Genomic DNA, 17,578 nt, shown 5'->3' with positions numbered 1-17,578 from the left:
TTCCATCTATATTCAGTACGGCATCATGGCCCAGACGGTGGCTGTGGTGCCGTATTTTTATGCCCGTACCATATTATATATCTTTGCCGTGTAATCAAAATAAACAGCAGTTATGACACCGGACACGAAAGAAAAGATACAGTACACCACGGCAGTGATAATGATTGTCTCCGCCGTCGTCCTCGCCTTTATATGCTTCTTCCTGAACCATTACAAGATTGAGGACTCCGTGCTATGGTACATCGCCCAGGCACTCGTCTATGCTGCCAGCATCTTCGGCATCTCGCTCGCCATCAATACAAAGATGGGACAGGTTAAGAACGATGTGAAGCAGTATGTGGATAAAGAACTTAACAAACATAGCAATGAGAAAAATTAATCTGATTGTAGTACACTGCACCGCCACACCCGAGGGGCGTGACGTGACCGTGGCCGACATTGACAGGATGCACCGGGCCCGCGGCTGGAAGAAGATAGGCTACCACTACGTGGTGTATCGTGACGGCAGCGTCCATGAGGGCCGTCCCGTTAACGAGGTGGGCGCTCATGTGTATGGTCACAACGCCAACAGCATCGGTGTGGTGTATGTCGGCGGTGTGGCCAAGGACGGCAAGACCGCTAAGGACACGCGCACGCCGGCCCAGCGCAGAGCCCTCACCGATCTGCTGCGGAAGCTCAAGAAGCAGTACCCCGGAGCCCGTATCTGCGGCCACCGAGACCTCTCGCCCGACTTGAACCACGACGGAAAGATAGAAACTGCTGAGTGGGTGAAGGCCTGCCCATGCTTTAATGCGGAGGAGGAATATGAAAAACTATAAGAACACGCTCTTGTCGCTCCTTGCAGTCATCCTGGCCGCCGTCGGCGTTATCCTTGCATGGAATGACTTGCACAGAAACAAGCAGAAGGTGGAAGCGCTGAGGACGCAGCTCGCCCATGCTCAGACAGAACCGCTTATCCAACGCGATACGATTCGCGACACAGTACCCGTGGCCACCTTTGCGGCCATCCCTATGGAACGCAGCACATATAAGAACGAGCTGGCGGACAAGCAGCTCATCAAGGAACTCCGGCTGAAGCTCGGACAGATAGAGGCGCAGCAGCTGAGCGGCACCGCCATCCATGACACCGTAAGACTGGAGGCGAAGACCTGCAGCCGCTATGAGTATGCAGACCGATGGGCACACTTCACGCTGAGCATGAAGCCGCCCGACACGACGCTCGTCTACACGGTCAGCGACTCTGTTTTAACCCTGGTCTATAGGGAATATAAGCACAAGTTTCTGTGGTGGCGATGGGGAACGAAAGGGTACAAGGTGAAAGTTGTGAACTTCAACCCCCATGCCACCATCAGATTCAACCAGTATATCAAGGTAGAGTGATATGGCTCAGGAAACGATATTCAATGCCTTCGACTATTTCGAGACGATGGCAAGGCAGAACAGGCTGGCCACGGAGCAGGGCTTCAAAGTGGGGCGCTGCTCCGGTCTCGGCGGCATGCAGGACATGATGAGCGACTTTCGTAAGACAGCCAAGTATATCCTCGTTGACGACACTACCTCGCAGAATACCTACTCCAACGGAGTGGGCTATTTCCGCAAGAGCGTCTATACCGTCTTCATCGTCGCCCCCTACCGCATCGACGACATGGCCGAGCGTGAGCAGCAGCTGAACCTCTGCCGCACCATCTTCCGGCAAATGCATTCCCGGCTCATCCACGACCGCGAGGAAATGACCTACGATGACGCGCTGGAATACATGCAGGTGGAGCGCATCTACAGCAACGAGTTCCCGGAATACCTCATGTCTGGCGTTACTGGACTCTACTTCATGGTAGAGAACGACGAACCAATCGACCTGACTTATGACAGCAGACAATGGACTGAGGGGTAGCCTCACGGATCAGGACCGCGAGCAGTACGAGCAGCGGTGGACCGACTTCATGGTGAAGTTCTGGCAGGAGAAGATGATGAAGTTCTCACCGCCCGTCTATGACACGGGCCGTCTTCACGACACCCTTGCCGGTGTAATCCATCCAGGCACACCCACCACCATCGAGCACCGCTTTCGCGAGTATGGTATCTATGTGGCCGCCGGTACCGGCAATGGCTACCGTCGAGGAAACAGCGGCAAGGATGATGAGAACGGACTGCAGTTCATGCGACACGGCAACTACAAAAAGGGGCAAGGACACCGCCAGCGACGCGACTGGTTCATGAGGAAATACCTCTATAGCATCCACCGCCTGAATGACTTCGAAGCTCAGTTCTACGGCGATGCCTACCAAGGCCTTATCTCAGATGCCCTCGCTGCCATGTTCGGCGACACCACAGCACTGGCCAAACACAACGGTGGCAACAACAATGCTGCCATGTCGTTGGGAAACCTGTAATTATTTTCCTTCCAACGTTGGAAAATTATAGAATTTTGCTTACCTTTGCAGCATAAGTCCAAGGACTTACAATACATGCTTCAGAGGTACTTGGCTTTAGGGGCGGTGCGCAGCGCACTTATTTACCGCCGCCCCTGTTTCTTTTGCAGCAAAGTGAATTTCATATGATAGATATTGATTAAACATGTAACAAAACGGCTGGTATCCGGGAGGATGCCGGCCGTTGTCATTAGGGAAATGTTAAATCTTTCGTTTACTATCAAAATAAATAGTATTATATTTGCACAGTATCTAAAAAGATAGTATCTTTGCAGTGTTCAAAAGAAATACAGTAACAATGAGGAAAAAACAGAAATTCAAGATGGAACTCTCCTTTGAGGAGAAAGAGCTGATTGAGTCAATCAGAAACTATTGCAACAGTTACCCTAACGGCTATCCACAATTACTGGAGTATGCGCAAGACCTCTTCGATAGAATAACGGATATGCCAAAAGACGATTAACAAACAACGGCTCTCCTTACGGGGAGAGCCTTAAAAAAGAAATAAATATGGAAGTACAAGTAAAGCAAGCAAACAAGATTACCGACATGAAGGCTCGGATGAGTGACATCTACCTTGCGGTTTCATGGAGGGAGATAGCACGCACATACTTTGATAAGTCGGTGCCATGGTTCCAGCATAAGATGTATGGCATCGACGGCAATGGCGGCAAGGGAGGCTTTACTGAGGATGAAGCCGGACAGCTAAAAGGCGCACTCCTCGACCTCAGTGACCGCATCCGTCGTGCTGCTGAAAGCATTCCAGCCCCGGCCACTGTATAGCCGTTTTGAACAAAAGCCGCCGCCGGGCTGGCGGCGCAACAATTATTGAATGCTTGATGAAGAAGTAGGCAATTACATGTAAAAGAACTTTTGGAGCCTCCTGCGCGTGATGCGTGGGAGGCTTTTTCAAACTCAAATCAGATTTTTTATGCAACTGACAGGAAAGAACGCGGAGTATGCCGATTTCATACTCTCAAAGATGAGTGATAATGGAGGTTGGATCAGTAGAGACGACATTCTGATGTACCTTCACGACACCTACGACTATGCCGCCGAGCCGGAGTTCGTGCTGCACGACCTCGTGGACAACTGGAAATTCATCATTGTGGATGATGAGATACTAAGATTGACGAAGGAAGGCGATAAGGCGGCGAAGAAAGGCGTGGTAAATTATGCTTCGAAAGAAAAATTCATGGAGAGGACCGTTAACATGAAGACGTTTCTCTCAATCATTAGCAGTCTGTTGGCCATTATTGGAGCACTTATAAGTTGGATTATCGAACTTATAAGCTGAGGAAAATAAGTCTGATGGCGATAACCAGCAAGGCTATGCCTTGGATGAGAACTACATTCTCCAATGTGACGATACGTCGTTTCAATTTTTCTAATTCCATGCCGCAAAGATAGCCTTTTATTTTCATTCCCGCAACTTCACCACCACTTCCAAATGTTAAAAATGGTGGTGAAACTCATTTTCTCCACCATTTTCCTTTGCCGTTCCGCTATTTATATTACTTTTGTATCTACTTAATCAATAAAACAAAAATATGGCAAAAAAATTATTTTTGGCATTGCTGCTCGCAATGCTTTCACTGGGCATCAATGCCCAGACCGTTACCAAAACTGAGGACGGGAAGTACAACGTCTATTGCACCGTTGTAGGTTACAACTCTTTCGGATTTGGCAAGCTCAAAGTCATTCTTGACATGGGCTATAGTTCCAAAAATGAGAACTCCCTTTACGGTGAGGACGGAAAGAAAATCAAGTTCAACTCTATGATGGAGGTGCTTGACTATATGGCGAAACGTGGATGGAAACTTGTGAATACTTACTACATCACCATGGTAGGTAAACAGAATGTTGTCAACTACGTAATGGAAAAGAGAATATCTAAAGACAGTGAAAAGACAGAAGGCTTAACCATCAAGCCTGAGGAATAAGGCTTGAAATGTTAAATTTGGCGGAGAACTCTCATTTTCTCCGCCTTTTTCTTTGCCGTTCCGCTTTTTCTCCTTATCTTTGCCACCGGTTATAAGACGATGGTAGTCCATCCCGGAGAGCAGCGGTCATTGCTCGGACATCACGGTCGGGCTTTTTTTATGCCCGGCAAAACGCGAGTAACTACTCGCAAATAAAAATATTGGCGGTTGCCATTCCGTAGATTTTGATAAGCCCTTCGGGTGAAGTCATCGTCTTATAACCAGCGGAATCGGCAGCCGCTTTTCCATTCTGCCAAACAAAGGCCCGGCTATCCGGGAAAGGTTATAAGACGATGCATTATGCAGCAAGCAACCATCAACTTCACCGCGCAACAGGTACGGGCGCGTGTGAGCCTTGCAGACAAGGTGAGAGGACTGTACCGCAGTGTTAATCTTTGGCTGGACGCCAAAAGCGCGTTCTACAGCCGTATCGCGGAGTTTGAGGTGACTCGGAGAGCTGCCATCCGCATCGGCGTAGTATTCCCGCTGACCATGGTCGTGGCGGCAGTGTGCGTGGAGCAGAATCCACTGGTGAGCATCACTGCCATGGGCGTGAGCGGATGGATTGTGTACAGGTTGAACAAAGGCGAGAAAGGAGGCCAGGCATGAAAGCTAAATATAAGCTATTGGTAGAGACAAGCGATGGAAAAGAGTTTGTCATCGTCATCCGCGAGTATAGCTTCAGCACCAAACCTGCCCGAATGTTCAAGGAGCAAGTAAGTGCTTTTGATGGCTCTAAGATGAACATCTCCAAATTGGCCATGATGAAAGTCTATCTGAGAGAGCTTGCTGAGTCCATCAATGCCGAAAGCCGTGGCAAGGGCTCTATTCAAATTGACTTCCATGATGAATGGTGCGACTTGAACGGCCACAGATGCATGGGGTTTGAGGTGTATTCATACGACGGCAAAGGTGGTCGTCCTATCTGCAGTATTTACTTGATTAGAATAGATGCCAGTGTAAGCTTCTACGATTTACTGGCCGCGAAAGGAGGTTCGCTATGAGTAAGTTGTTACTGGACAGCAAGGCCGTGGCCCTGCTTGGCGACTTCTGCGACACCGACACCCTGCAGAACCGCATCGAACTGATTGACGACGTGAAGGACCGCCTGCTCATGGAGCTCGGCGACAGCGAGAACGACGAAGAGCGCAAGACGCTCACCGACTGGATGATCAGCCTGTCGGACATGAAAGAGGACTTAAAGAAAATCAGGAGGGCACAACAATGAACAAGGACTTGAAGCAGTTCCTCGACTGGCTGAAGGAGAACGACCGCACCGAGGAAGAGAAGATGCAGTGCAAGCTGCTCGATGAATATATGAAGACACGCGACAACCTGCCCGGCAAGGGTGTGACGGGCACGGAGCTCGTCTTCGACCCGAAGTCGTCGGAGGAGATTGCCGAAGACCTGCAGCCGATGTACTATATGGACATACGTGTCATCGCCAACTATATGTTCATGCACGAGTTCGGCACCACAACTGTGGAGGACGGCACGGTGAAATGGGCCATCTGGCGCGACATTGACTTCCAACTTTAGGAGACATTTTTTTTACATATACATGATGAGGGGTGCTGACCGTGAGGCCGGTGCCCCTTTTTCTGTGCCTGTATGTGTATTTTTCAAGCCGGCAGTTATTTTCTATCTTTGCCGAAAAGAAACGACTATGGCAATCACAATCAAGCAAGGTCTCAGCGGCAAGTATTTCTCGATGGGCATCCCCGACATCGGGGTCACCATCGGCGGCTACCGCATGGGCGTGAAGCTTCAGGTAAGCCCTGATAACGCCACATGGTCCGAGATATACTCCGAGCACCTCTATCCCGTCGATGGTGCCATCACCATGAGCGACCTCGGCGAGTTGCTCACCCCCTACGCCCGCCAGAGCCTCGTGCTGTATGTCAAGGTCACGATGAGCGAGGAATATAAGGACAGCACACCGTCCACCTCGACGGAGATGGCCTTTACCATGGTATATTGCGAGAGCGACATCCCCACGACGTGTGAGGACTTCACCGCCAACCACTTCCTTTCTCTGCTGCTCGGCACGAAGACCACCGGACTTGGACGGCTCGAATACCTCCATTTCATCGGTACCGACACCCCCTCGTGCACCGCTTACTACAGCGACGGCAGCACGGCACAGTTCACCCCCGTGGCCGTCGGCGGCAATGGCAGCTACACCACCATCGACGTGTCACCCTCCAGGTTTACAAAAGTCGGCTACACCCTCACGGGCTATGTCGTCACCGCCGGGGCCCGCCGTCAGGAATACGAGATAGACCCCACCGAGCCCGACTGCGCTCCGATACTCATTTTTACCAACTCCTTTGGCTGCGATGAGCTGTTCTATTGCACCGGCGTGGCCACCAAAGCCCCCACCTTCAAGCGCGACTCCGCCTATATCGGCGGCCTGAAGAAGAACTACCGCATCCAGGAGACACGTACCTTCAAGGCCGACACCGGCCCGATGAACGAGGACATGGCCGACTGGTTCGGCGAGCTTATGCGGTCGCCCTACGTGCGCCTGGTGAAGTTCAAGAACGGCACGCCCAATATCGGTAAGGAAATCGTCATCGACGACAGCAAGACCGAGCAGACCAATGCCCTCGATGAGATACCGCGCTTCACCTTCAGCTACGAGTATGCCCAGCGCAACCACAACGTAGTGGAGCTGGAGCGTGAGGGACGAATCTTCGACAACACATTCGACTACACGTTTAATTAGTTAGGAGTTAGGAGTTACCAATGGCTGAACAGAAGAAACAGAGAAGCATCCATTTCAGCGAGATGCAGAGATACATCGACCTCGCCTATCAGCGCAGGCAGACGGTGAACATCAAGGCCTTCCGCAGCGACGGGCACCGGGTAGAGTACCGCGGATGGCTCGTCCATCATCAATACTGGAAAGGCGGCTACATGCGCATCGTCAACCCCATGAGCCACCAGCTGCGGTTGCTGCCAGAAATATTCATCTATGAAGTAAACGGAATGAAAGTATATCTATGAACAATAAAGACTTGGAACTCGTACAGACCGGGCAGAGCGGAGACGTGCAGCACTTCCGCATCATGCCCCAGGGCGTGACCCGTGCGTCGGCCTATAACTCCGTGGCCTCTGAGTATGGCTCGGACAGCAGTGATGTCTTCGATGAGGACGACGGGCTGGTGAACGTCAAGCCCCTTTTCATCGGCGGCAAGGGCTACCAGTATGTGCCCTTCGGCATCGACGACATGCTCCCCGATACCATCCGCAAGTATGTCCTCGACAACATGATCACCTCCCAGTGCCAGCAGTTCAACACCATCTGCTGCTACGGCCAGGGGCTGCGCTTCGTCGACAGGAAAGAGAAGAAGGATGTCGATGACCCCGACATCCGCGACTTCTGCCTGAGGAACTCCCTGCAGGAGTGCTTTGCCGAGCAGTGCACCGACATGCAGATGTACAACTTCTCCGTGACCTGCATCATCCTCACTCGAGACGGCTCGCAGATAGCCCAGGTGCGACACAAGGAGGCATGCTACTGCCGTTTTGAGTACGCCCCCTCCACCGTGTCGGGAAAGATAGAGCACGTCTTCTTCGGCGACTTCCGCGTCGGCCACTTCAACGAGAAGCGCATCGAGGCCATCCCACTGCTCGACTACTGGGACCCCCTCGGCGACCTTGAAGTGCGCATGGGCAAGCGTCCCGACCCCGCCACTGGACTTATCCATAACAAGCCCACCAAGGACCGCAAGTTCGCCATCCTCTCGCGTATGGCCACCCCCGGATACCAATACTATCCCGTGCCCTACTATTCGAGCATCTTCCGCGACTCGTGGTATGACATCTACCGTCTGATAGGCATCGGCAAGCGGTTCATGATTAAGAACACCAGTGCGCCGCGTGTACAGATTGAGGTACACGAGGAATACTGGGACAACGTATGTGACAACGAGAACATCGATGACCCGGTCAAGCGTGAGGAGCGCAAGAAGCAGGAGCGGCAAAACATCGTCGATTTCGTGTGCGGCGTGCAGAATGCCGGCAAGGCCCTCATCACCGGCTACTACATCGACCCCAACGGCAAGGAGAACCGCATGGTGCGCATCGTCAACCTCAACGACCCCTCGAAGAAAGAGGGCGGCAACTGGAGCGACGACATGCAGGAGGCCGCCAACGCCCTCTGCTTTGCCTACGGCGTGCACCCCAACCTCGTGGGAGCCACGCCCGGCAAGAGCCAGATGAACAACTCAGGCTCTGATAAGCGTGAGCTCTTCACCCTCAAACAAGCTTTGGAGAAACCTTATCACGACGTGATGACCAAGCCTTACCACGTCATCCTGCATTTCAACGGTTGGTCAGAGCGGTGTACCGTTGATGTGCCGATGCTCATGCTCACCACCCTTGACGAAAACAAGGATGCCAAGAAAGTAAGTGGAAACTCAAACTCAAACGACAATGGAGATAACAATAACCAAGACTGATTTTGAACAGGCGCTGCCCGTGGGTGCAGCTGCCAACGACAGCGTGTATGAGAGCGTGAAGCCCGCCATCGCCCGTCAGCTGTCTTTCAGTAACGATGCCCTGCTCGGTGTGGCCGGCATGCAGCGCATGGAAGAGCTTGGCGAGGGTTCGACACTCGTCAACTGGTACAAGCAGCTCGTGTGCCTGTCGGCTTTCCTCAGTGTGCTGCGACAGCTCGACCTCGTGCTCACCCCTACCGGCTTCGGCGTAGTGAGCAACGACAACCTCGCACCGGCGAGCAAGCAGCGCGTCGATGCCCTGGAAGGGGAGCTGCGCACCCAGTACCACAAGACATTAGCCATGACGCTCAACCTCCTGCGCAGTGAGAACTGGGGAGCCACTGAGCAGGCCCGCCACTTCATCGACCATCTCTATGATGAATACACCTTCTTCTTTGAGACCCACCAGAACGCCTCTGCCACCGACTGGGATGGCTACCAGCGGACCATCGAGGATGCCGATGAGATCCTGCGCACGAAGATGGGCGAGCGCCAGATGGACGACATCCTCGATGCCTTCCGCCGTGGCGACCCCAATAGGCTGGAGCCCTACCGCGAGATGATGAGTCTCATCGTGAAGTTCACCGACACCTGCGCAAGCTGCCTGCCGGCGCTCAAACAGCCAGTTTATCGCCGGCTGATGCGCATCCTCGACAGCGACGACAACAAAGAAACTTTCAAACTCTACCGCGAGAGCATCGCCTATAAAGTAAGACACTATGAGCCATACCAGAACAGCAAGGACAGCGCAGGCTACGTCTTCAACGGATAAGAAGAGCCGCACGGTGACCATCAACCTCACCGCGCCCACGTCGTGGCGGGAGATGAGCCAGGACCAGCTGCGTTATGTGCTGAAGCTGTTGACGATGTATGCTGATAGGACAGCGATAAAGACGATGATGTTCGTCAGGTTCTGCGGCCTGGAAATTCAGAAACGGACACGATTCGGTTGGAAATGCTATATCACTGTTAATGGGAAAAGACAAGTCGTGTATCTGCAGGGCTGGCAGATGCATAGCTTCATCCATCAGTTTGACTTTATCGACACGTACGAGGACATGGACTGTAGGTTGGATGCGGTCTGTGGCCTCGTGGCGGTCGACCCCTTACTCCACGAGGTGTCGTTCGGCGATTACCTCATGGCCGAGAAATATTACCAAATATACCTGGGCACGAAAGACGACGAGATGCTGGACAACCTCGCCTGCTGGCTCTATGTCGATGGCAACGGCCTTCATCCCGGTCAGGAACGCGGCAAACTCATAAACGACACAGAGATGGTATTGAAGCCCGAAGAGCGGTTGGGGACGTTCCTTTGGTACAGCCATGTGAAGAAAGTCATCTTCGACCATTTTCCCAACTTCTTCCAGAAGGTCGATGCTGAGGATGGCGACTTCACCGTTACGGGCAGGCAGATAGAGGAACAGTATAATATACAGCTCCGTGCCCTCACCGATGGCGACCCGACGAAAGAAGCCGCAGTCCTTGCCCTTGACTGCTGGCGCGCTCTCACCGAGCTGGACGCCAAGGCGATAGAGGCTCGGGAACTGGAAAAGATACGCAGCAAGAATTGATTGCCGTTTTTATTGCAAATACTGCAATGAAAATTTGTATAATTCAAATATTCTTCGTATATTTGCGATAGATAAAAACGAAAAGCTATGTTATTCGAACTTCTTCTTTCCGCAGCAGCCGTTTACGGTTCTACCGCAGCCTACAAGGCTGGTAAATCAGTCTTTGGTGGCTCGACAAGCAATGGTGGCTTCCCGATGAAGAACGGGAAGTATGTGTTTCACGGCAAGACTTACGATACGCTCGAAGAGTACAGTGCCGCCCAGTGGCGGCAGATGGAACGAGACAGGCTCGAAAGGGTGGATGCAATCAAGAGAAGAGGTGGAGACGGGCCATTGGATGAAGCAGAACTCCGGGCTAAGGTCAAGAAATGGGATGAGGAAGGACTGTAAAGCGTATTTTTCGATATACCTAAAGGGTGCTAACTTTGAAGAAAAATCAAGTTAGCACTCTTTTTTTTATGGCAAGTAATACACAAGAATTCAAGACCGTTGTTTCTCTCAATGCAAAGCAGGCTCAGGATGAGCTGCTGAAGTTGAAGAAACAGGTGGAAGACCTCAAGAAGAAAAAGGACGATGCCCTTAAAGGCAACGGCAGCTGGTCGAAGGAAGAATCCATAAATCTAAGACAGGCAAAGGCAGCTGCCAAGGCATACGAATCAACGGTCAGCAAGACTATCAGCACACTCTCCAACATGGGAACGGCCAGTGTTGGAGAAGTGAGAGATGCGGTAAAACAGCTGAAAAAATTAATGAATGACACTACCGACCCGAAGGACTATCAAAAGTTGGAAGAGTTCTTAGAGCAGTGCAAGTTCAGGATAAGCGGCATGACCGATGCCACCAAGCTCACGGCGAAAGAGATGCGTGAGCTGATGAACAACTCGCAACTCGTGGCCAAGGTATTGGGCAATATCAACACATCATCGCTCAAAGACCTGACCACAGCCCGGGATGCCATACAGAAGAGTATGAACAACGCCGACCCGTCTTCGTGGAAGTACAAGAGCCAGGAAGAGAATCTGAAAAAGGTTCAGAACAGAATAGCGCAAATCAAGGCAGAACAGCAGCAAATCAACTCGCTTGTCGATCAATATGATATCGAGTTGAGAAACTGCCAGAAATCTTCTGCTGAGATAAACAAAGAAAGCCAAATGATTGGTCAGACGATGAACAATCTGACCAAATCTTCCATCCGCGAGTTGGAGATGGCCAAAGACCTTGTGGAACAGCGGCTGAAATACACGAGGCAAGACTCTGAAGAATTCAAGACGCTCACACACCAGGCCAAGCAACTTAACAACCAGTTGGAAATAGTCAACAATAAGTCAAAAGACACCCGCGGCATCTGGTCGAAAATCTCCGGGTTCTTCAATACCAATTGGGGTTTCTTTACACAAGCTATTGGTGCCCTTACCGGCCTTACCGTCACCATCCGTAAGGCTACTACAGCTTATGCTGAGATGGAGGACACAATGGCCAATGTTCGCAAATATACAAATCAGACAGATGAACAGGTGCGGTTGATGAACGAGGACTTCAAGAAGATGAACACTCGGACCAGTCGTGAACAGCTCAACGAACTGGCTGGTGCCGCAGGACGACTTGGCAAACAATCTAAAAAGGATATCGAAGACTTTGTCGAAGCCGCGGACAAAATTAATGTGGCTCTTGGCGACGACCTTGGTAAGGGTGCTGTCGATAAGATAGGTAAACTTGCCAATGTCTTCGGTGAGGAAGGCCGTCTCGGATTGAAGCAAGCCATGCTCTCAACAGGTTCCGCCATCAACGAGTTGGCACAAAGCTCGTCGGCCAATGCAGGATATATCGTCGATTTTACCGCCGACCTTGCCGGTGTGGGCAGACAGGCCGGCATGACGCAGGCGCAAATCATGGGCCTCGCCTCGGCCCTTGACCAGAACATGCAGGAAGAGGCTACGGCTTCGACTGTGTTCTCACAGCTCATCACCAAGATGTACCAAGACCCGGCGAAGTTTGCCAACATAGCCGGTATAGAGGTGCAGAAATTCACGAAGCTCCTCAAGGAGAATGCCAATGGCGCGCTGCTGGAGTTCATGCAGAGTATGCAGAACAAAGGTGGCTTCGCTGAGATGGCACCCATGTTCGAGAGTATGAACCTCGACGGCACCCGTGCCGTGGGCGTGTTGTCATCCGTGGCCACACACCTTGACCAGGTAAGAGCTGCACAGAATACTGCAACGAAAGCCTACGAGGCTGGAACCTCAGTGCTGAATGAGTTCAACACCAATAATTCTACCGTCAATGCAGAACTTGATAAAGCAAAAAAGAAGTTCAACGACCTGACAATAGAGCTTGGTCAAAAGCTCATGCCTGTGGCAAGCATGGCTGTCACGTCAGGAAGCCTTCTGATAAAGACGCTGGAAGGCATAATGAGTTTCGTAGTCAGATTCCGCTCTACGCTTGCACTGTTGACCATCGCCATCACGATATTGACGATAGCTAAGGAAAAAGACCTTATTGTTACTAAGCTAATAGCTTTGTGGAATGAGAAACTTGTTCCTGGTTTTAAGAACCTATGGAAAATTATTAAGACTAATCCATACGCTGCGCTGGCACTTGTGGCTGTCACTGTTGTCGGAGTAATCATCGACTTGACAAGAAAGACTGACGCTTTGACACAGGCAGAGAAGAACCTGACCAAGATAAGGAATGATGCAATGGTCAATATGCAGGAGGAGAAGAGTAAGATTGATTTGCTCGTTAAAGCGGCAAAGAATGATAAGCTTTCTATGGATGACAGACAAAAAGCAATCAAGGAGCTTAATAATATCATACCAGGTTATAACGCTAAATTGGACGCTGAGACTAAAAGATACAGGGCAAATGAAAAAGCACTGAAAGACTACAATAAACAGCTTCAACGTAAATACGAGCTTGAGGGGGCCAAAGATATGCTTCGACAGCTTGGAAAACAAAAGGCAGAGGCCCAGATTGCCGTTGACCAGGCGCAGAAGGCTTTGGAAAACGCGTTAAATGCAGGCAGTGGTATGACTTACACCACATCATGGGGTATAGTAGGAAACACCACACAGGATCTTGTTGATCAGGCAAGACGGAGGCTCAACTCTGCTAAACTCGAATTGGAAAGTGTAAAAACGCAAATCAATGCGATTACGGACAGCTACGGTAATGAACTTCAGAAAGATGCAGTAAAAGGCTCTGGCGGTAATAACAGGCCGGATCCGGATGCAGGCGGAGGCGGAAATTCTTATGTTGACCCCAAGCAACAAAAGAAGATTGAGGCCGAAAGAAAGAAACGTGAAGCTGAGGAAAAACGTAGAGCTGCGGCGGCACTGAAAGCAAAGAAAGCAGAGGATAAGCAGATAGAGGCGGAGACTGACCTTCATCTTGCAAAATTGTTAAACTCTTATGCGCTCAATGAGATATCAAGGGAAGATTTTATCAAACAGCGTGAGAAAATAGAAAAAGAGGGTCTTGACAAACGGATGAAGATTTGGGACAAGGAGAGTAGTGAATATAAAGATCTTCAGACCAAGGAAGAAGATGCCACACGGGAGAAAGTCGAAGCAATTGATAAACTAAGGAAGCGCAATGTGGAATCCGACTACAAAAAAGAGGAACAGAAAATTTATCTTGAATATACAACAAAAGGCAGTTCCTTGTATATGGACGAGGATGCACGGGATGAACGTCTCTTCTACAACCAACAGGACTACATCAAGAAACGAATAGTACTGGCCAAAATAGGAAGCGAGGAATGGTTTGATCTGCGCGATGAACTCGAAGAGAATGACAATCAGCATCGAATTCAGCGAGAGCAAAAGCATCAGGAAAGACTCAATCAATATAGGGAGCAGTTCGGCAGACAGGATCTTGCAACTCAGGAAAAGTTGGCTATCGACGGACTTGATAAGATTGCCAAGATAGAACTGGCCAAATACAAGGACGGAACAGAGGAAAAGCTGAAGGCGGAGAAAGAGTTCCAGGTAATGCGCCAGCAGTTGGTTCTTTACTATGCCGAACAGAGGTCGGAACAGAACCTCTATAACTCCAAGGGTGAGCAGTTCAAGCGCAACGCCGACACGGCCTACAAAACGGCCTCGAACAACGCCAAGGCAGACTATGAGAACGACCATCCTACGGGTACCGGAGTGGGCGACTATTATACATCAGACGTGACAATCTATGCCTCGACGCTGGCCAACATCAAGAAGATGGAACAACAGGGCGTTGTGTCCCATCAAGAGGCTATGGCCGCCATGTCGCAGGCTACCGCTGATATGTGCAATGGCCTATCCGCGAAGATGCAGGCTGCCTACGATGCCATCTCACCAATTATGTCGGCCATGTCGTCGTACTACTCAGCACAGTCAGACTACGAGGTAACGGTCACGGAGAAGAAGTATGACAAGATGATAGAAAAGGCCGGAAACAACTCGGCAAAGAGCAAGAAACTCGAAGAGAAAAAGCAGAAGGAAATAGCGAAAATCAAAACCAAGTACAACCGTAAGCAGGTAAAAATTCAAATTGCGCAAGCAATTGCTCAAACAGCCGTAGCTGCTTTAAATGCTTATGCTTCGGCAGCAGCTACACCTGTAGTTGGTCATGTCCTTGCTCCTATAGCAGCAGGAATAGCAACAGCTGCAGGAATGATACAGGTTGCGACAGTTAAAAAACAAGCGCAGGCGCAGGAAGCCGGCTACTACGAGGGTGGCTTCACGGGTGGCAACCGCTACCGCCGCGAGGCTGGAGTGGTACACGAGGGTGAGTTTGTGGCCAACCACAATGCCGTCAACAACCCTCAGCTGCTGCCTGCCCTCCGTCTTATCGACGTGGCTCAGCGAAACAACACTGTCGGACGGCTCACCGCCACTGACGTGAGCCGCGCCATGGGCGTAGGCGGTGCCACGGTGGTGTCTGCGCCTACAGTCAACGTACAGACAGACAACAGCGAGCTTGCCGGCACGCTGCAACAGGCGCGGGACACCATCGACCGGCTCAGTACGATGCTGGCCAACGGCGATATCAACGTTAGAATGCCCGACTGGGATGACTTCGACCGCAGCCGAAGCCACTGGGATAAGATTAAAGGAAACAAGTAAGATATGATAGTATGCACATTAGACGGCAAGATGGCCTACCCGTCATCTTCCGACAAGATAAAGGTTACATATGAGAACCAGTATGTCAAAGACTCGGGCTCGTATACCTACGATATCACGTTCCCGATGGATATCGCGGCCAACCGCAAGATCTTCGGCAACGTGCAGCGCATCGACGTGATAAAGACCATTGCCGACTTCGAGACATGCCGACTGTATGCCGGCAACCGTCTCGTTATGTCAGGCAAGGGCACTGTAACTTCCATCACTCCGGAGAAAGTGAAGGTACAGATAGTAGGAGGCAAGAGCCGTATCAAGTACAACTCAAAGTTCGAGAAGCACTTCATCGATGAGATAGAGTATCCCACGGTCATCCTCGACAGCGGCGTTGACACGGACACTCTTCCAAAGTTCGGCTACGCCGTGCCTTTCTCGATGGATAACAAGAATGCGTTTCTTCCCATCGACCTCACTAAATCCAATTTCGTGGGGCAGAAGGGCGTGGCGGTACTTGCACCTGTCAATGATGAGACCAACGACGTACAAGCTAACCGCGTGATGGCCATGAAGGGCGTAACGTTGAAAAGGGATGGCCATAAGCTGAAGGGCAATTTCCACGTCATGATTAATCTTGCGCTGCAGCCATATCTCTTCTATATCCTCAAAAAGGTGATGGAATATGAAGGCTATGCCATCGTGAAGAATGACTTCGATAAGGAGCCGTGGAACCGCCTCGTCATTGTCTCTGCTTGCAAGTCGGGGAAGATTAAGGACGCTCTGCCCCACTGGACGGTGTATAAGTTCATCGATGAGCTGCGCAAGTTCTTCAATGCCTCTTTCGTATTCGACGAAGTGGCGAAGACCGTGAGCATCTCTGCCACCAACGAACTGCTGACCAACGATACGGTATCGTATGAGTGCGAGGATGACTTCTCCGTGGAGCATGATGATGATGGACTGGACAACCTCGCCACGTCGAACATAGAGTATAACTTCGACAGTGCCGCCAACCGCGACTGGCGTGAGTATATCTCTCAGTCGGTATTCAAACAATACAAGACGAAGGAATATTCTACCATTACGGAGCTCAATAATGCAGCTGAGAAGATGACGGACCGCGAGCGCCGGACAACCATCTTCAAAGTTGGCCATATCTACTTTGTCTGGGCCGAGCTGCCGAAAGACGGCAACCCTGACAACGAGGAGAAGGAATGGCGACGGACAACATGCGGCTACTTCAACCCTATCATCCGCGACATCAACAGCGACAGCTCACAACAGCTGAATATTTGCCCGGCGGCCATGTACCAGCGGCATAACCTTGACGGCGATGATAAAAAAAAGAAGTACATAGAGTCAATGTTAGACAGCATGGGCGATAGATGGATTGTCGTGCCATCGGTTACCAACGATAAAGAGGCATCCATCGAAGACATGGAGGAAGATGATTACGGCAACTATTACATCACCGTACAGGACGCGATGCAAGGGACATCGGATGACAGCACATCATCAGAGGAAAGCGACGACACACGAATGCCGGTAGCTTTTCAGGCCAATTGTGTGGTAAACAGGGCGAGTCATGCAGCCGTTAAGTGTGATGAGCAACTTGACAACGAGGACACCGATTATCGTGCGCCTGTGCTCTACACCGACTATAGGATGTACCCGGATTACATCGTGTCAGCGGAAAGAGCGTCATTGTCGCTCGAATACACGCCTGCTAATACCGGCCGGACGTTCGGTAACGGCAACCGGACGTTTGGGAACTTAGGCAGGGATGACAACAACAGCCGCTTTAAGACAACTCCTGTAGATGCACACGACCTCATATCATTCAAGTTCATCACAGACGACATCCCAGACCCTTCGAAGATCTTCATCTTCCACAATAAGCGGTATATCTGTAAGAAGATAGAGATGAACGTCACTGATGACGGTATCGACAAGGAAAAGACCGGCTACTTCTACGAAATACTTTGATCT

General features: G+C 50.9%; 21 protein-coding genes. All 21 read left to right on the top strand.

What is annotated here, in order from left to right:
• Window positions 1-112 precede the first annotated feature (112 nt).
• Complete coding sequence (locus LDN30_RS07780) at window positions 113-379, top strand: hypothetical protein (protein WP_223929163.1); 267 nt, start codon at window positions 113-115, stop codon at window positions 377-379.
• Window positions 366-818 carry an N-acetylmuramoyl-L-alanine amidase gene (locus tag LDN30_RS07775; RefSeq protein WP_223929162.1) on the top strand — a complete coding sequence of 151 codons (453 nt, stop codon included), beginning with the start codon at window positions 366-368 and terminating at the stop codon, window positions 816-818. Before LDN30_RS07780 ends, LDN30_RS07775 begins: the two co-directional genes overlap by 14 nt.
• Window positions 805-1,380: a DUF6549 family protein gene (locus LDN30_RS07770; protein ID WP_223929161.1), complete on the top strand. Its 576-nt coding sequence runs from the start codon at window positions 805-807 to the stop codon at window positions 1,378-1,380. Before LDN30_RS07775 ends, LDN30_RS07770 begins: the two co-directional genes overlap by 14 nt.
• A 1-nt stretch (window position 1,381) precedes the next feature.
• Window positions 1,382-1,891 carry a hypothetical protein gene (locus tag LDN30_RS07765; protein WP_007572661.1) on the top strand — a complete coding sequence of 170 codons (510 nt, stop codon included), beginning with the start codon at window positions 1,382-1,384 and terminating at the stop codon, window positions 1,889-1,891.
• Window positions 1,863-2,390 carry a hypothetical protein gene (locus tag LDN30_RS07760; RefSeq protein ID WP_223929160.1) on the top strand — a complete coding sequence of 176 codons (528 nt, stop codon included), beginning with the start codon at window positions 1,863-1,865 and terminating at the stop codon, window positions 2,388-2,390. Before LDN30_RS07765 ends, LDN30_RS07760 begins: the two co-directional genes overlap by 29 nt.
• 337 nt (window positions 2,391-2,727) lie before the next feature.
• Window positions 2,728-2,892 (top strand): hypothetical protein, encoded by a 165-nt coding sequence (locus LDN30_RS07755; RefSeq protein ID WP_223929159.1) that lies wholly within the window; start codon window positions 2,728-2,730, stop codon window positions 2,890-2,892.
• A 47-nt stretch (window positions 2,893-2,939) separates the two neighbouring features.
• On the top strand, window positions 2,940-3,212 hold the full coding sequence (locus tag LDN30_RS07750) for a DUF5053 domain-containing protein (RefSeq protein WP_223929158.1): 273 nt from the start codon (window positions 2,940-2,942) through the stop codon (window positions 3,210-3,212).
• A 148-nt stretch (window positions 3,213-3,360) separates the two neighbouring features.
• On the top strand, window positions 3,361-3,726 hold the full coding sequence (locus LDN30_RS07745) for a hypothetical protein (RefSeq protein ID WP_223929157.1): 366 nt from the start codon (window positions 3,361-3,363) through the stop codon (window positions 3,724-3,726).
• A gap of 253 nt (window positions 3,727-3,979) precedes the next feature.
• On the top strand, window positions 3,980-4,372 hold the full coding sequence (locus LDN30_RS07740; protein ID WP_223929156.1) for a hypothetical protein: 393 nt from the start codon (window positions 3,980-3,982) through the stop codon (window positions 4,370-4,372).
• A 339-nt stretch (window positions 4,373-4,711) separates the two neighbouring features.
• A complete protein-coding gene (locus LDN30_RS07735) occupies window positions 4,712-5,020 on the top strand; it encodes a Tat pathway signal protein (protein WP_223929155.1) in 309 nt (102 codons plus the stop codon).
• A complete protein-coding gene (locus LDN30_RS07730) occupies window positions 5,017-5,415 on the top strand; it encodes a hypothetical protein (protein WP_223929154.1) in 399 nt (132 codons plus the stop codon). The genes LDN30_RS07735 and LDN30_RS07730 overlap by 4 nt, the downstream gene beginning before the upstream one ends.
• Complete coding sequence (locus LDN30_RS07725) at window positions 5,412-5,639, top strand: hypothetical protein (RefSeq protein ID WP_223929153.1); 228 nt, start codon at window positions 5,412-5,414, stop codon at window positions 5,637-5,639. The genes LDN30_RS07730 and LDN30_RS07725 overlap by 4 nt, the downstream gene beginning before the upstream one ends.
• A complete protein-coding gene (locus tag LDN30_RS07720; RefSeq protein ID WP_223929152.1) occupies window positions 5,636-5,950 on the top strand; it encodes a hypothetical protein in 315 nt (104 codons plus the stop codon). The genes LDN30_RS07725 and LDN30_RS07720 overlap by 4 nt, the downstream gene beginning before the upstream one ends.
• A gap of 127 nt (window positions 5,951-6,077) precedes the next feature.
• Complete coding sequence (locus LDN30_RS07715; protein ID WP_223929151.1) at window positions 6,078-7,139, top strand: hypothetical protein; 1,062 nt, start codon at window positions 6,078-6,080, stop codon at window positions 7,137-7,139.
• A gap of 20 nt (window positions 7,140-7,159) precedes the next feature.
• A complete protein-coding gene (locus LDN30_RS07710; protein WP_223929150.1) occupies window positions 7,160-7,420 on the top strand; it encodes a hypothetical protein in 261 nt (86 codons plus the stop codon).
• Window positions 7,417-8,877: a hypothetical protein gene (locus LDN30_RS07705; RefSeq protein ID WP_223929149.1), complete on the top strand. Its 1,461-nt coding sequence runs from the start codon at window positions 7,417-7,419 to the stop codon at window positions 8,875-8,877. The genes LDN30_RS07710 and LDN30_RS07705 overlap by 4 nt, the downstream gene beginning before the upstream one ends.
• On the top strand, window positions 8,852-9,688 hold the full coding sequence (locus tag LDN30_RS07700) for a DUF6712 family protein (protein WP_223929148.1): 837 nt from the start codon (window positions 8,852-8,854) through the stop codon (window positions 9,686-9,688). The genes LDN30_RS07705 and LDN30_RS07700 overlap by 26 nt, the downstream gene beginning before the upstream one ends.
• Entirely contained in the window at window positions 9,636-10,490 is an 855-nt protein-coding gene (locus LDN30_RS07695) for a hypothetical protein (protein ID WP_223929147.1), read from the top strand. Before LDN30_RS07700 ends, LDN30_RS07695 begins: the two co-directional genes overlap by 53 nt.
• A gap of 87 nt (window positions 10,491-10,577) precedes the next feature.
• Window positions 10,578-10,880 (top strand): hypothetical protein, encoded by a 303-nt coding sequence (locus tag LDN30_RS07690; protein ID WP_223929146.1) that lies wholly within the window; start codon window positions 10,578-10,580, stop codon window positions 10,878-10,880.
• Between the two features lie 68 nt (window positions 10,881-10,948).
• Complete coding sequence (locus LDN30_RS07685) at window positions 10,949-15,592, top strand: phage tail tape measure protein (RefSeq protein ID WP_223929145.1); 4,644 nt, start codon at window positions 10,949-10,951, stop codon at window positions 15,590-15,592.
• Window positions 15,593-15,595: 3 nt separating this feature from the next.
• Window positions 15,596-17,575 carry a hypothetical protein gene (locus LDN30_RS07680; RefSeq protein ID WP_223929144.1) on the top strand — a complete coding sequence of 660 codons (1,980 nt, stop codon included), beginning with the start codon at window positions 15,596-15,598 and terminating at the stop codon, window positions 17,573-17,575.
• The last annotated feature ends 3 nt before the right edge of the window (window positions 17,576-17,578 follow it).

The sequence above is a fragment of the Prevotella lacticifex genome (assembly GCF_019973375.1).
Lineage (GTDB): Bacteria > Bacteroidota > Bacteroidia > Bacteroidales > Bacteroidaceae > Prevotella > Prevotella lacticifex.
This window is presented reverse-complemented; position numbering and strand designations above follow the sequence as displayed.

Bases quoted from the DNA above. Each gene is read 5' to 3' on its own strand.
- LDN30_RS07780 (WP_223929163.1), top strand. From the start codon at position 113: ATGACACCGGACACGAAAGAAAAGATACAGTACACCACGGCAGTGATA.
- LDN30_RS07775 (WP_223929162.1), top strand. From the start codon at position 366: ATGAGAAAAATTAATCTGATTGTAGTACACTGCACCGCCACACCCGAG.
- LDN30_RS07770 (WP_223929161.1), top strand. From the start codon at position 805: ATGAAAAACTATAAGAACACGCTCTTGTCGCTCCTTGCAGTCATCCTG.
- LDN30_RS07765 (WP_007572661.1), top strand. From the start codon at position 1,382: ATGGCTCAGGAAACGATATTCAATGCCTTCGACTATTTCGAGACGATG.
- LDN30_RS07760 (WP_223929160.1), top strand. From the start codon at position 1,863: ATGACAGCAGACAATGGACTGAGGGGTAGCCTCACGGATCAGGACCGC.
- LDN30_RS07755 (WP_223929159.1), top strand. From the start codon at position 2,728: ATGAGGAAAAAACAGAAATTCAAGATGGAACTCTCCTTTGAGGAGAAA.
- LDN30_RS07750 (WP_223929158.1), top strand. From the start codon at position 2,940: ATGGAAGTACAAGTAAAGCAAGCAAACAAGATTACCGACATGAAGGCT.
- LDN30_RS07745 (WP_223929157.1), top strand. From the start codon at position 3,361: ATGCAACTGACAGGAAAGAACGCGGAGTATGCCGATTTCATACTCTCA.
- LDN30_RS07740 (WP_223929156.1), top strand. From the start codon at position 3,980: ATGGCAAAAAAATTATTTTTGGCATTGCTGCTCGCAATGCTTTCACTG.
- LDN30_RS07735 (WP_223929155.1), top strand. From the start codon at position 4,712: ATGCAGCAAGCAACCATCAACTTCACCGCGCAACAGGTACGGGCGCGT.
- LDN30_RS07730 (WP_223929154.1), top strand. From the start codon at position 5,017: ATGAAAGCTAAATATAAGCTATTGGTAGAGACAAGCGATGGAAAAGAG.
- LDN30_RS07725 (WP_223929153.1), top strand. From the start codon at position 5,412: ATGAGTAAGTTGTTACTGGACAGCAAGGCCGTGGCCCTGCTTGGCGAC.
- LDN30_RS07720 (WP_223929152.1), top strand. From the start codon at position 5,636: ATGAACAAGGACTTGAAGCAGTTCCTCGACTGGCTGAAGGAGAACGAC.
- LDN30_RS07715 (WP_223929151.1), top strand. From the start codon at position 6,078: ATGGCAATCACAATCAAGCAAGGTCTCAGCGGCAAGTATTTCTCGATG.
- LDN30_RS07710 (WP_223929150.1), top strand. From the start codon at position 7,160: ATGGCTGAACAGAAGAAACAGAGAAGCATCCATTTCAGCGAGATGCAG.
- LDN30_RS07705 (WP_223929149.1), top strand. From the start codon at position 7,417: ATGAACAATAAAGACTTGGAACTCGTACAGACCGGGCAGAGCGGAGAC.
- LDN30_RS07700 (WP_223929148.1), top strand. From the start codon at position 8,852: ATGGAGATAACAATAACCAAGACTGATTTTGAACAGGCGCTGCCCGTG.
- LDN30_RS07695 (WP_223929147.1), top strand. From the start codon at position 9,636: ATGAGCCATACCAGAACAGCAAGGACAGCGCAGGCTACGTCTTCAACG.
- LDN30_RS07690 (WP_223929146.1), top strand. From the start codon at position 10,578: ATGTTATTCGAACTTCTTCTTTCCGCAGCAGCCGTTTACGGTTCTACC.
- LDN30_RS07685 (WP_223929145.1), top strand. From the start codon at position 10,949: ATGGCAAGTAATACACAAGAATTCAAGACCGTTGTTTCTCTCAATGCA.
- LDN30_RS07680 (WP_223929144.1), top strand. From the start codon at position 15,596: ATGATAGTATGCACATTAGACGGCAAGATGGCCTACCCGTCATCTTCC.